Origin of the sequence: Shewanella sp. AS16, from assembly GCF_021412365.1 — a bacterium.
Lineage (GTDB): Bacteria > Pseudomonadota > Gammaproteobacteria > Enterobacterales > Shewanellaceae > Shewanella > Shewanella salipaludis.
Genome location: NZ_JAKCLK010000001.1, coordinates 552,200 through 565,916 on the forward strand (window position 1 = coordinate 552,200; position 13,717 = coordinate 565,916).

Genomic DNA, 13,717 nt, shown 5'->3' on the forward strand with positions numbered 1-13,717 from the left:
TTGACGGCCTAGAGAGGGTCACCCTCCAGTACACAGGAGAGCCCGGGCGTTTCGGCTTCGCAGACGGCCGATTTTTCCAGCCAGAGGCCGACGGCCGCAACCAGCTTGTCGCCATAGAAGAGCAAAGGCCAACCGGCACGCTTCCAGGGAGGAATACCGAATTCCTGCCACAACTTCTTCAGCTCGCGCCCCTTGGCCCTCTGCTGCGGATGACAACGCAGACTCCCCCCTTGATTGAACCTGACAGTCACAGGCTCCCCCGCCGCGGGCAATCTCAACCTGGGCCCAGTGCCTGTCAGGCATAGACGCAGGCCACAGGAGTTGGCCAGACTCAGCTGCAGCGTCTTGCCGGCCAGCAGTTCTGCCATCTCGGCCGACGTTAGCACCCTCTGGCTGGCCGGCGCCTCCTCGGTGGCGGCACTGATGTAGGCCTTGGTTTGAAAACGTCGCACCAACAGACCCGAGACCCGGATCTCGACCCTGGCATCTTCCCTGGCATGCAGCAGCTGGCGGCGGATCTGCTCCAGCTGCAACTGAGACGGCGGCTTGAGCCCTAGCCTGTCGATATAGCCCCGCAGCAGCAGCGCCTGCCAGGCGGGGGATAAGGACGCAAACCCAGTTAGCCTCAGTGCCGATCCCGCATGAGGCACGGCTTCATCTATCCATTCGGGTAAGCGCTTGCTCACCTCTTCGTCGACCACGGCCTGCTGCTCGGCGCAGAGGGCGGCACTGCGGCTGGCCGTGCTGGCAATCGCCCCCCAGCGTGCCTTCAACCTGGGAATGATCTCCAGCCGCAAGAAGTTACGATCGAACTTATCGTCGGCATTGCTCTCATCCTCAATGTGCGCAAGCTGATGCCTCTGGGCATAGGCTTCGATCTGCTCGCGGCTGACATCCAGCAGGGGCCGCAGCTGCCACTTGTCGCCATCCAATGGCTGGCTGGCGCCCATGGCCGCCAGGCCCTTGGGTCCCTGGCCGCGCTTGAGTGCCAACAGTATGGTTTCCAGCTGATCGTCTTCATGGTGAGCCGTCAGGAGCAGATCGCCCGTTTGCATCAGGGCAAGGATGGCCCGATAGCGGGCAGAGCGGGCCTCGGCCTCCAGGCTCAGCCTCGGGCCCTGGCGCACCTTGACCCTCTGCACCTTGAGTGTCAGGCCATAGGCGTCGGCACTGGCCTGACAATGCCGGCTCCAGGCATCGGCGTTGGCACTCAAGCCATGATGCACATGCACCAATAACACCTGCCGCTGCGGATGGCGCTTGGCATACAGGCTCAGGCCATGGGCCAACACTTCAGAGTCTACGCCCCCGCTGTAAGCCAGCACTAACTTAGCCGTCGCCGGCAGACTCAGGGTCTGCAATTGCGCCTCGATACGCCCCGCCACGTCGATCATCTCTATGTATACCTCGGTTGTCGTCCCTGCCTGCACTCATGAGCCAAAATGGCAGGGATCAGCGCCTAGAATAAGATCCTGACCTTGTCCGATCCCAGCAGGGACTCGAGCGCCAACATGAGCTCATCCGTGGGATTGACCCGCCAGTCATCCCCCAGCCTGAACTGGCCCTTGGCCGCCTGCTGAGCATAGTTGAGCAACACGGGCACGGCGCCGTGACGCCAGGGGGTCAGGGTCTGCTCGAAACTGTCCAGCCACTGGGGCGAGATGGCGTCGGCATCGAGATCTATTTCCACCGCGCTGGCGAAATGACTGCGGGCCTCACCTATGTCTATGATGTTGCGCGCCGTCATGCGGTTGCCGCCGGAGAAATCATCGACACTCACCTCGCCTTCACAGATGAGGATCCTGTCCTTCTCCAGCAGGTGGCCGAACTTCTCGAATGCCTCGGTAAACAGCATTATCTCCAGCCGGGCACTCTTGTCATCCAGGGTCACCAGGCCCATCTTGGCGCCACGCTTGGTCAGCATAACCCGGGTCGCCACCACCAGGCCCGCCGCCTTGACCGTCTTGCCGCGCTCGGTCGGGTGTATGTCCTTCAGCCTGCCGGAGGTATAGTGCTTCAGCTCCTTCAGGTACTGATTGATGGGATGGCCGGTCAGGTACAGGCCAAGCGTCTCGCGCTCGCCCTCGAGCCAGATCTTATCCGGCCAGGGGGTACATTCCACAAACTGCTGCTTGTTGTCTTCCGGCTCGCTGTTGAGCAGACCGAACATGTCGTGCTGGCCTATGGCCTCGGCCTTGGCATGCTGATCCGCGGCGCGGATCGCCTCCGGCAGGGTCGCCATCATGGATGCCCTGTGGGGCCCCAGGGCATCGAGCGCCCCGGCACAGATGAGTTTCTCTATCACCCGCTTATTGAGTTTCTTCAGATCGATACGGGCGCAGAAATCGAATAAGTCGCTGAAGGGGCCATGCTGGCGCGCCTCTAGGATGGACTCCACCGGCCCCTCACCCACCCCCTTGATGGCGCCTATGCCGTAGACTATGTTGAGGTCGTCATCCACGGTAAATTTAAACAGCCCCTTGTTGACGTCCGGTGGAATGAGCGGCAGCCCCATGCGCTCGCACTCGTCTACCAGGGTGACTATCTTGTCTGTGTTGTCCATATCCGCCGACATCACAGCCGCCATAAACTGCGACGGGTAATGGGTCTTGAGCCATAGCGTCTGGTAGGACACCAAGGCATAGGCGGCCGAATGCGACTTGTTGAAGCCGTAGCCGGCGAATTTTTCCACCAAGTCGAAGATCTTCATCGACAGCTCGCCGTCGACGCCGTTCTTGATCGCCCCCTCCTTGAAGGTGCCGCGCTGCTTGGCCATCTCCTCGGGCTTCTTCTTACCCATGGCACGGCGCAACATGTCGGCACCGCCCAGGGTATAGCCGGCCAGCACCTGGGCGATTTGCATCACCTGTTCCTGGTACAGAATGATGCCGTAGGTGGGCTCCAGCAGCGTCTTGAGCGACTCGTGTTGGTACTCGGCATCCGGGTAGGACACTTCCTCGCGGCCATGCTTACGCTCGATGAAGTTGTCTACCATGCCGGACTGCAGCGGCCCTGGGCGGAATAGCGCCACCAGGGCGATCATGTCTTCGAAGCAGTCGGGCTGCAGCCGTTTGATCAGATCTTTCATGCCGCGGGATTCCAGCTGGAATACCGCTGTGGTCTCGTAGCGTTGCAGCAGGCGGAACGAGGCGGGATCATCCAGCGGGATCGCCTCGATGCGCACCGGCGGCCGGCCGTGCTTCTCCTCGACGCTGTTGACCATCTCCAGCGCCCAGTCGACGATCGTCAGGGTTCGCAGCCCGAGGAAGTCGAACTTCACCAACCCGGCGGTTTCCACGTCGTTCTTGTCGAACTGGGTCACAGGGTTGTTGCCCTCGGCATCGCAGTACAGCGGCGAGAAGTCGGTGATCTTGGTCGGGGCTATCACCACCCCACCCGCGTGCTTGCCGGCGTTACGGGTCACGCCTTCGAGTTTGCGGCACATGTCGATGAGATCTTTGACATCCTCATCGGCATCATAGGACTCCTGCAGCGCCGGTTCGACTTCGAAGGCCTTGGCCAGGGTCATGCCGGGCTCGGGCGGGATCAGCTTGGAGATACGGTCGACGAAACCATAGGGGTGTCCCAGCACCCGGCCGACGTCGCGGATAACGGCCTTGGCCGCCATGGTACCGAAGGTGATGATCTGGGATACCGCCTCGCGGCCATAGAGCTCTGCGACGTGATCTATCACTTCATCGCGCCTGTCCATGCAGAAGTCGACGTCGAAGTCGGGCATGGATACCCGCTCAGGGTTGAGGAAACGTTCGAACAGCAAGTCGAACTCCAGCGGATCCAGATCCGTGATCTTGAGGGCATAGGCCACCAGGGAACCGGCACCCGAGCCCCGGCCTGGGCCGACGGGAATACCATTGTCCTTACCCCACTGGATGAACTCCATCACGATCAGGAAGTAACCAGGGAAGCCCATCTGGTTGATCACCCTGAGCTCGATATCCAGGCGCTCGTCGTACTCGCCGCGTTTCTCGGCGCGCACTTGCGGGTCGGGAAACAGGAATTCCAACCGCTCTTCCAGGCCCTTCCTGGAGCAAGCCACCAGGAAGTCCTCGATGGACATGTCGCCCGTGGGAAAGTTGGGTAGGAAATACTCATGCAAACGAATGGTGACGTTGCAGCGCTTGGCGATTTCGACACTGTTGGCGGTGGCCGCGGGTATGTCGCTGAACAGCTCCAGCATCTCCTCTTCACTGCGCAGATATTGCTGCTCGCTGTACTTCTTGGGGCGGCGGGGATCGGCCAGGGTGAAACCGTCGTGAATGGCGACACGGATCTCATGGGCGTCGAAGTCTTCCGGCTGCAGGAACACCACCTGATTGGTGGCGACCACAGGCAGGCCCTTCTCTTCGGCGAGCGCCACCGCCATGTGCAGATAACGCTCTTCATCGGCGCGGCCGGTGCGGATCAACTCGAGAAAGTAGCGCTCGGGGAAGTGTGTCTGGTAGAAGTCGCACAGGGACTCTACCTGTCCGCCATTGCCCTTGAGCAGCGCCTTGCCAAGATCCCCTTCCTTGGCCCCGGACAAGAGCAAGATCCCCTCGTTATAGGTCTGCAACCACTGCTGATCTATCACCACCCTTCCGGCAACCTGACCACGCAGGTAGGCCTGGCTGATCAACTGGGTCAGGTTCTGATAGCCGGTGTTATCCATGGCCAGCACTGTCAGGGCACACAGCTCGGACTCGAAGCCAGGCACCTGCATCCAGAAATCGGCCCCTATGATGGGCTTGATGCCCGCGCCATGGCAGCCGCTGTAAAATTTCACCAGGCCACAGAAGTTATTCTGATCCGTCAGCCCCAGCGCCGCCATGCCAAGGGCTTCGGCCCTGGCAAGAATAGGCTTGACCTTGGCGACGCCATCGGACATGGAAAAATCACTGTGGACACGCAGATGCACAAAACGAGGATCGGACATAATTTAGGGTTATCTATGAATAGCCAGTTAAACAAAATGAAAATAAGAGTCAGCCTAACAGACTCGCGCCGTCAGAGCCACAAAGCACAAGAGGCAGGCTGAGCCGGGAAACTAGCGCGCCAGCAAGTCTCTCACGGGAGCGAAACTCTTTCTATGCTCGGCCAACACACCGTACTTGGCCAGCGCCTCGAAGTGGGCCTGGGTGGGATAGCCCTTGTGCTTGGCGAAACCGTATTGGGGATAGGCTTGATCCAAGACAGCCATCTCCCGGTCACGGGTGACCTTGGCTATGATGGAAGCGGCGCTGATGGCGGCAACCAGACCATCCCCCTTGACTATGGCATGGGATGGCAGGCCGAAATCCGGGCTGCGATTGCCGTCGATCAACACAGATGCCGGCGTCAGGCTCAAAGCCGCAACGGCACGCTGCATGGCGAGCATGGTCGCATGCAAGATGTTGAGCGAATCTATTTCGGCCGGGCTGGCGCGGCCCACGGCGAAGCATAGCGCCTTGTCACAAATCTCGGCGAACAGGAGTTCGCGGCGTTTCTCCGACAGCTTCTTGGAATCGTTCAAACCCGCTATAGGTCTGTCCGGATCCAAGATCACCGCCGCCGTCACGACATCGCCAACCAGGGGGCCACGGCCGACTTCATCGACTCCGGCAACCAAGCCCTGGGACAGGCTGAGCACTTGTGCCTCGGTAATATTCTTAATGACCGCCATTGGGCTGCACTCCGACCAATTTCAATACCGCCTCGGCGGCCCTGGCGCTGGCATTGCATCTGAGTCTGTCGTGCAGACGTTCAAACTCGGCTTCTTGTGGCGCAAAGTCTCTGTCCAGCTCGACCGCGACCGCCTCTGCGATACGCTCGGGGGTGCACTCGCTCTGGATCAATTCTGGTACCAATTCGGTGGCGGCCAACAAATTAGGCAAAGAATACTTATCTATCTGCATCAGTCGCTTGGCAATACTATAGGTCACAGGGCTGACGCGATATGCCACCACCATGGGGCGCTTCACCAGCATGGCCTCCAGGGTGGCGGTTCCCGACGCCAGCAGTATGGCATCGGCCGCCGCCATCACCTCTCTGGAATGACCTTCGATGAGCGTGATCTCCAGATCGGGGGCAAACTCCTGCAACGCCGCCTCGAACTGGGCACGACGCGCCTGATTGACCAAGGGAGTCACGAAACGCAGATCCGGATAACGCTGTTTGAGCAGGCTGGCGGCGCGGACGAAAGGCTCGGCCAGCATCTTAAGCTCGCCACCGCGGGAACCTGGCAACACAGCCAGGTATTCGGCGTGCGCCTCCAGTCCCAACGCTTGCCGCGCGGCCGCTTTATCCGAATGCATGGGAATGTCATCGGCCAGGGTATGGCCGACGAAGGTACAAGGCACCTTGTACTTATCGTAGAAGGCCTTCTCAAACGGCAACAGAGACAACACCATGTGGGTCGCCTTGGCTATCTTGAAGATGCGTTTCGGGCGCCAGGCCCACACAGAGGGGCTGACATAATGCACTGTCTTGATCCCACGGGCCTTGAGTTTCAGCTCGAGCCCTATGTTGAAATCCGGCGCGTCTATGCCGATGAAACAATCCGGCTGCAGTTCGCTGATCTGCTTGACGAGACTGGCGCGTACCTTGAGCAGTCTTGGCAGGCGCGACAGCACTTCGACTATACCCATCACCGCCAGTTCTTCCATGGCGAACAGGGATTCGAAGCCAAGGGCCTGCATCCGTGGGCCACCTATGCCGACAAAACGCGCCTGGGGATAGGTGTGCTGCAGCGCGGCCATGAGACCTGCCCCTAAAATATCGCCGGAGATTTCTCCGGCGACCATGGCAAACACTAACTGGGATTTTTTGCTCATATGCCAATCATGCTCAAGAAAATCGAATGTAACCGGCTCATGTTCAACGGCCCTTGTCTAATCCAGCTGCCTGGCTGCGAGTCAGCTGGAACATTAATCCATCGAGTTAACCTGTTAAATTATCAGGCTAAATTAACGTACTATACCGCGACTCGACGCCTTGACGAACTCAAGCATCAGCTTCACCTGGGCATCATTTTCGGCATCGTCCGCCAGGGCAGCGGTCGCTTCTTCGACCGTCAGGCTGCTGCGATACAGTGTCTTATAGGCGCGGCGCACCGCCAACTGGCTTTCCTTGGAGAAACCGCGACGCTTCATGCCCTCGCTGTTCAACCCCCGAGGGATCGCCGGCTGGCCGGCTGCCATCACGAAGGGCGGCACATCCTGAAGGATCAGCGAATACCCTGCGGTAAAGGCATGGGCGCCTATATGCACGAATTGGTGCACCCCTGTCATGCCACCGAGAATGGCCCAGTCACCCACGTGTACATGGCCGGCGATCGAGGCATTGTTCGCCAAAATCACATTGTCCCCCACCACACAATCGTGGGCGATATGCACATAGTTCATGAACAGGTTATTGGAACCGATACGTGTCTCACCCTGATCCTGAATCGTGCCCCTGTGGATGGTGACATTCTCGCGTATGACGTTATTGTCGCCTATGAGCAGCCGGGTTGGTTCACCGGCATATTTCTTGTCCTGGCACTCTTCACCGACGGACGCAAACTGAAAGATGCGATTGCCTTTACCTATGACTGTCGGGCCCTTGACCACCACGTGGGAGCCGAGCCAAGTATCGTCACCTATCTCGACGCCGGGACCCACATAAGTCCATGGGCCTATGGTGACATTTTTACCAATCTTGGCATCGGGATGAACGAACGCTAATGTATCTATCACTTACTGATCTCTCTGCGGGCACACATGATTTCGGCTGAACAAACCAGCTCGCCATCCACTTTGGCCTCGCCGACAAACACGCCAATTCCGCGGCGTTCCTTGATTAATTTCACTTCGAAATGCACCTGATCGCCAGGCTCGACCACCCGCTTGAAACGGGCCTTGTCGATACCGGCAAAATAATAGAGCACGTTATCGGGTGGCACATCATCACTCATGGTCTTGAAGGCTAAAAGCCCTGTGGCCTGGGCCATGGCTTCCAGGATCAACACACCTGGCATCACTGGCTGAACCGGGAAATGTCCCTGAAAAAAGGGTTCATTGATAGTGACATTTTTAATCGCGTGCAGGCTCTCGCCCGGGGTGTAATCCAGCACACGGTCGATGAGCAAAAACGGGTACCTATGGGGTAAATACTTGAGTATTTCTTTGATATCCATAGTGTTTAATTGATTAGACACGAACACATTTCCTCAAATTGCCCTAAGACAATTAATCTTCTGTTTTGAATGTTTTTTCCAACTGTTTGACCCGTTGGAACAGCTCGTCCAGCTGCCGGAAACGAACCGTATTCCTGCGCCATAACTTGTTTTCCATCGCCACTGTCGCCGACGAATACACACCTGGTACCCTGACCTCGCTGGTCACATTGGTGCCGCCACTTATGTGTGCCCCATCGACTATGTTGAGGTGGCCTGCGATGGCGCTGTTGCCACCGACGATACAATATTTGCCCAAACGTACGCTGCCGGCGATGGTACTGTTACCGGCAATGGCGCTGTTTTCACCTATGATGTCGTTGTGTGCTATCTGCACCTGATTATCTATGATGACACCATGGTGAATTTCCGTGTGGCCGAGTGCCCCCCTGTCTATCGTGGTGCTGGCGCCTATCTCGACTCTGTCGCCTATGCGCACCCCGCCGGTCTGGGGGATCTTAACCCATTGACCGCGCTCATTGGCATAACCGAACCCATCCGAGCCTATGACGGCGCCCGAGTGCACTATACAATCCCGCCCCAGTTGCACATCATGGTAGAGGGTCACATTGGCCCACAAGCGCGTGTTGGAGCCTACTATCGAGTCCTGGCCTATCACGGTTCCTGGGCCGACTTGCACGCCATCACCCAAGATCACCCTGGCGCCTATGACGGCATTGGCACCGACTGCGACCCCTTCCCCCAGCATGGCGCTCGGGTGTATCTGTGCCGAAGCATGTATCCCCTCGGCGGCATTGGGTGTAGTGTCCAGCAGTTGCGCAACCCGGGCGAAACCTACGTAAGGGTCGGCCAGCACCAGGGCATTACCCCCATAATCGGCAGCATCTTTGGCCGTGAGCAAAACCGCGGCGGCTCGGGTATGTTCGAGTTGCGAGCGGTATTTGCTGTTGGCTAAAAAAGAGATTTGCCCATCGACTGCCGCTTCCAGTGTCGCAACACCTGTTATCACCAGAGACGCATCTCCTTGGACATCGGCGCCCAGCAACAGGCCAAGCTCTTTTAAGGTCACACTCTTCATCTATTACTTGCCTTTGCTCAAGACTTCGATCACCTTGTTGCTGATATCGGCATCGGGCTTAACAAATACCACGGCACCGCTTTGCAACACCATGTCATATTGCTCTTTTTGGGCTATGGTGTTTACGGCATTCTGCACTTGGGTCAACAGTTTATTCTTTTCTTCGCCGTTACGACGACGAAAATCTTCATCCAGTGCCTTGCCCTTCAACTGGTATTCGGCCTTCGCCGATTCCATCTTACGCACCAGTTCAGTCTTCTGTGCATCGGACATCAGGGCGCCGTCACGTTGCTGTTTCTCCAGCATGGAACGCAATTCTTCTTCCATCTTTTTCACTTCAGCCACGCGATCGGCGAACTCGGCCTGGATGGATTTGCCAATCTGCTCGCGCTGTGGCAGTTGTTGTACCACGGCATTGATATCTACTACCGCAATTTTTTCAGCCTGGGCAACCACAGGGGCGGCCAATAATACCAGTGTCATGAATGCGCGATTTACTAACTTGTTCAAAATAGACTCCTTGTTAAATTCAGCAAAACTTGCCGAGTGTATGGGTTTTAGAAGGTTTTTCCAATATTGAACGAAAAGATCTCTGTCTCATCGTCTTCATATTCTTTAATTGGCCAGGCCAGGCTGAATATCATGGGCCCCATGGGCGACAACCATTGTACGCTCATGCCCCAGGAAGCACGGATGCGGGCCGGATCGCTATAGTCAGACAACTTAGCAAACTCATCCGCCGGCAGATAGCGATAGGAATTATAATCAAATTCCGTATCCCAGACATTACCCGCATCGACGAATAAACTGGTACGTACCGAATTGGTATAGGCCTCATCCAAAAATGGCACAGGCACTATCAGCTCCATGCTGGCCGTCGCGACCGCATTGGCACCGACAGAGCGGCCAGAACTGACCTGGATACTGTTTGGCTCCCCTGGCAGGCTGCAGCTTTCGCCGGCCACGTCGGGTCCACAAGGCTCGCTGCCGCGATACAGGTAGAAGGAGCGAGGTCCAACCGAGTTCGACTTGAAGCCACGCAACGAGCTGCTGCCACCTGAGTAATAATTCTCCCAGAATGGCAAGATCTGATCGTTGTCGTTGAACTTACCATAACCGTTACCATAGCCAAGATGCGCCCGGGTCAGGAACACGAAGCTGTGATTGCGGGTCAGCGGGAAATAGAAGTTAGTATCGAAATCCGTCTTGAAGTACTGCAGATCCGAGCCTGGGACTGTCATCTTGCCACTTAGACGCTGGGATGAGCCGTCGGTCGGGAAAGTGCCGCGGTTCAGAGTGCTGCGATACCAGCCCAGATTCAGTTCGAAGTTATTGAAATCGAGCGACGCATTGGGATCGTCAGATTCACGGTAGATGTTGTAGAACCTCAACGCCTGCTCGTAGGCGGACGTTTCCGAGATGCCATCATGACGATAGCCTATGCCGCCGTTGATACGATTGTATTCGTTGAGGTTGAAACCCGAGGTTAACGACACCCCGTAGGAGTTTCTCTTGTAGCGTTCCAGGTTGGCCTGGTTGGCATCGAATTCACTCCAGAAGACACTGCCGCCGAGGCTGACGTGGTCCTTGGTCCAGTAGGGATCCGTGTAGCTCAAGTTAGCGCTTTTGGAATATTTATTGGTGTTCAGGTTGATGCCGGCCTGATTGCCTGTACCCAGGAAGTTGCTCTGTTGCACCCCCAACTGCAGGCTAACGCCTGATTCGGTACCATAGCCCACCCCGGCGTTGAAGGAGCCAGAGGGCTGTTCCTTCACCTTGAAGGCCACATCCACCAGATCATCTGTGCCAGGCACTTGTATGGTCTCGGTATCCACAGTCTCGAAGTAGCCCAAACGGTTGAGGTTGCTCTTTGAAAGCTCAACCTGAGCCGAGTTTAACCAGGCGCCTTCCATCTGGCGCAATTCCCGGCGCAACACTTCATCTTTCGTCACCTGGTTACCGCTGAAGTTAATCGAGCGCACATAGACCCGCTTACCCGGCTTGATGTTGATATTGAGGGTCACTTCCTTAGTCTCATCATCGATTTCAGGGTAGGTCTTCACTTCCGGATAGGCGTAACCGAAACGCCCCAGATACTTGCTGTACATTTCTTCGGTGAAGGTGACATCACTGCCATTGTACATGTCGCCATCCTTGATGGGGAGAATGGCTCTCATCAGAGGCTCGCGGCCCATGAGATCCCCCGTCAGGTTGACTTCCTTGACCTTGTATTTCTCACCTTCGTTGACATTGATAGTGATGTACAGTCCCTTGCGATCCGGGGTCATGGCGACCTGGGTCGAAGTCACATCGAAGCGAATATAACCTTGGTTATGATAATAGGTCTTGATGGTTTCCAGATCCGCCTGCAGCTTCTGCTTCTGGTAACGGCGCTCGCCAAACAAATCCCACCAGGCGACATAATCTTTCAGCTCCAGCATGCCGATGAGCTCGGCATCGCTGAATTGAGTATTGCCTATGATGTTGATCTGACGAATTTCTGCCGCCAAGCCTTCGGTAAACTTAAATTTCAACTCGACCCTATTTCTGGGCAGGTTAATGATCTGAGCCTCGACCTTGGCGCCGTATTTGCCCACACCATAATAGAAGTCCTGCAGCCCCTTCTCTATCCCGGTCAACATGGTCCTGTCCAAAGACTCTCCCACCTTGACGCCCGAGCCGTCGAGACTCTCCTGCAGCTGCTCATCCTTGATGTCTTTGTTACCTTCGAAGGTAACCGCACTTATGGTTGGCCGCTCCTTCACTGTCACCACCAGCACGTCGCCGTCACGACTGACTTCGACATTTTCGAAATTGCTCGAAGCATACAGACTCTTAATCGCCTGTTGCAGCTTAAGCTGATCGACAGTATCTCCCACTTTAACCGGCAGGCTCAGCAAGGCAGCACCCAGTGCTACTCGCTGTAAACCTTCAACTTGAATGTCGGCCACTTTGAAAGGTTGGAAAGTTTCGGCCAACGCATTCCCAGAAAATGACGCACCGACGAATAACATCGAGGCAAAAAGTTTATTCAATCTCATAGAGCACTTCTAATTATTAGTCTGTCCCTGCTCAGAGTCGGGAGAAATCATTGAAGAGTGCGACACTCATCAACAGCAGCAATAAGGCCGCCCCAAACCTGAATCCTATTTCCTGCACCCTTTCGGATACAGGTTTACCCGTTATCACCTCAATGAAGTAATAGAGTAGATGTCCCCCATCGAGCACAGGCAAAGGCAGTAAGTTAATTATGCCTAAGTTGACACTGATGAGCGCGAGAAACCCGAGAAAATAGACCAGACCATAGTTTGCACTATTGCCCGCACCCTGTGCGATTGAGATGGGTCCACTCAGGTTTTTCACCGACACGTCGCCGGTAAATAATTTTCCAATCATCTTGAAGCTCACGGCAGTCAATTGCCATGTCTTGTCTGCCGCCACGAGAAAGGCATCCACTATGCCATATTCGAGCTGCAAGCGCATATTCTCCGGCCAAGGTGCCTGGGTAGGGCTGACACCTATCACACCTATGATCTTGCCGTCCGCCGCCTTGCTCGGTTTGGGCACTAAGTAAACCTCGAACTGTTCAGCATCACGGCGCAGGGTCAACGCGACCTGCATATTGGCAGAATGCTGAATAATTTCAACAAAATCATCCCAGCTTGAATAGCTCTGACCATTGACTGCGACCAGCACGTCCCCCGGCTTGAGACCGGCAGCCTCGGCGGCACTGCCCGGGCTGATGAGCGCCAGGGTGGGTAAAATTTCCGGGCTGTAGACTCCCAGTCCCAGTGCCTTGATAGGTGACTGCTCCTCAGGATTGAAACGCCACTCGCGGGTATCCAACTGATAAGTTTCCTCGCGGCTATCCAAGCCTTCCAGCCTATCCAGTGGCGCCAACGAGAGGCTGATATTGTCTTCACCTATGTGACTCACAAGGGCGAGATTGACTTCTTCCCAGTTGCGCACCTTCTGCCCAGATACCGCCATGATCTGCATGGGCTCATGGATCTGGATCTTCTCGGCCGCAGTGCCGGTCAGAGTCGAGTCAATGATGGGCTTGAGCGAAGGCACACCGATGAAAAACATCAGATAGAGCGCGAGTATCGCAAAGATAAAGTTGGCTACCGGGCCCGCAGCTACGATAGCGATGCGCTGCCATACCGACTTACGATTAAATGCCTGAGGTTTGAATTCGTCGGCGACCTCATCGACCCGCTCGTCGAGCATCTTGACATAACCGCCCAGGGGGATGAGGGCCACAACATATTCGGTGCCGTCTTTGCCGATGCGACGCCAGATAGCCCTGCCAAAACCTATGGAGAAACGTTCGACTCTGACACCACAGCGCCTGGCGACCCAGAAATGGCCATACTCATGGGCGGTGACCAAGATCCCAAGGGCTATGATAAAGGAACCTAAGTTCCATAAGAAATCTAACATCTCACTCCTTCATTACTGGACTAACATTACTGGACTAACATTAC

The 13,717-nt window shown here is 56.2% G+C and carries 10 protein-coding genes; all 10 read right to left on the minus strand.

Features of this window, described 5'->3' with window-relative positions; translation table 11 throughout:
• Window positions 1-8 precede the first annotated feature (8 nt).
• Window positions 9-1,394 (minus strand): tRNA lysidine(34) synthetase TilS, encoded by a 1,386-nt coding sequence (gene tilS, locus LZP73_RS02545; protein WP_267960069.1) that lies wholly within the window; start codon window positions 1,392-1,394, stop codon window positions 9-11.
• A 65-nt stretch (window positions 1,395-1,459) separates the two neighbouring features.
• Window positions 1,460-4,933, minus strand: coding sequence for a DNA polymerase III subunit alpha (gene dnaE, locus LZP73_RS02550; RefSeq protein ID WP_234232899.1), 3,474 nt, complete (start codon window positions 4,931-4,933; stop codon window positions 1,460-1,462).
• A 111-nt stretch (window positions 4,934-5,044) separates the two neighbouring features.
• Window positions 5,045-5,659 (minus strand): ribonuclease HII, encoded by a 615-nt coding sequence (rnhB, locus tag LZP73_RS02555; RefSeq protein WP_234232900.1) that lies wholly within the window; start codon window positions 5,657-5,659, stop codon window positions 5,045-5,047.
• Window positions 5,646-6,809 (minus strand): lipid-A-disaccharide synthase, encoded by a 1,164-nt coding sequence (gene lpxB, locus LZP73_RS02560; RefSeq protein ID WP_234232901.1) that lies wholly within the window; start codon window positions 6,807-6,809, stop codon window positions 5,646-5,648. Before lpxB ends, rnhB begins: the two co-directional genes overlap by 14 nt.
• A gap of 132 nt (window positions 6,810-6,941) precedes the next feature.
• Window positions 6,942-7,712 (minus strand): acyl-ACP--UDP-N-acetylglucosamine O-acyltransferase, encoded by a 771-nt coding sequence (gene lpxA, locus LZP73_RS02565; protein WP_234232902.1) that lies wholly within the window; start codon window positions 7,710-7,712, stop codon window positions 6,942-6,944.
• On the minus strand, window positions 7,709-8,173 hold the full coding sequence (fabZ, locus tag LZP73_RS02570) for a 3-hydroxyacyl-ACP dehydratase FabZ (RefSeq protein ID WP_169563224.1): 465 nt from the start codon (window positions 8,171-8,173) through the stop codon (window positions 7,709-7,711). The genes lpxA and fabZ overlap by 4 nt, the downstream gene beginning before the upstream one ends.
• 31 nt (window positions 8,174-8,204) lie before the next feature.
• Window positions 8,205-9,230, minus strand: a complete 1,026-nt coding sequence (gene lpxD, locus LZP73_RS02575; protein WP_234232903.1) for a UDP-3-O-(3-hydroxymyristoyl)glucosamine N-acyltransferase — start codon at window positions 9,228-9,230, stop codon at window positions 8,205-8,207.
• 3 nt (window positions 9,231-9,233) lie between these two features.
• A complete protein-coding gene (locus LZP73_RS02580) occupies window positions 9,234-9,740 on the minus strand; it encodes an OmpH family outer membrane protein (RefSeq protein ID WP_234232904.1) in 507 nt (168 codons plus the stop codon).
• A gap of 47 nt (window positions 9,741-9,787) precedes the next feature.
• A complete protein-coding gene (gene bamA / locus LZP73_RS02585) occupies window positions 9,788-12,271 on the minus strand; it encodes an outer membrane protein assembly factor BamA (protein ID WP_234232905.1) in 2,484 nt (827 codons plus the stop codon).
• Window positions 12,272-12,302: 31 nt separating this feature from the next.
• Window positions 12,303-13,673 (minus strand): sigma E protease regulator RseP, encoded by a 1,371-nt coding sequence (gene rseP, locus LZP73_RS02590; RefSeq protein WP_234232906.1) that lies wholly within the window; start codon window positions 13,671-13,673, stop codon window positions 12,303-12,305.
• Window positions 13,674-13,717: the final 44 nt, after the last annotated feature.

What these genes read in the sequence shown, in the direction of transcription:
- lpxB (WP_234232901.1), bottom strand. Translation starts at nt 6,809, where the DNA reads ATGAGCAAAAAATCCCAGTTAGTGTTTGCCATGGTCGCCGGAGAAATC.
- rnhB (WP_234232900.1), bottom strand. Translation starts at nt 5,659, where the DNA reads ATGGCGGTCATTAAGAATATTACCGAGGCACAAGTGCTCAGCCTGTCC.
- tilS (WP_267960069.1), bottom strand. Translation starts at nt 1,394, where the DNA reads ATGATCGACGTGGCGGGGCGTATCGAGGCGCAATTGCAGACCCTGAGT.
- lpxD (WP_234232903.1), bottom strand. Translation starts at nt 9,230, where the DNA reads ATGAAGAGTGTGACCTTAAAAGAGCTTGGCCTGTTGCTGGGCGCCGAT.
- dnaE (WP_234232899.1), bottom strand. Translation starts at nt 4,933, where the DNA reads ATGTCCGATCCTCGTTTTGTGCATCTGCGTGTCCACAGTGATTTTTCC.
- bamA (WP_234232905.1), bottom strand. Translation starts at nt 12,271, where the DNA reads ATGAGATTGAATAAACTTTTTGCCTCGATGTTATTCGTCGGTGCGTCA.
- rseP (WP_234232906.1), bottom strand. Translation starts at nt 13,673, where the DNA reads ATGTTAGATTTCTTATGGAACTTAGGTTCCTTTATCATAGCCCTTGGG.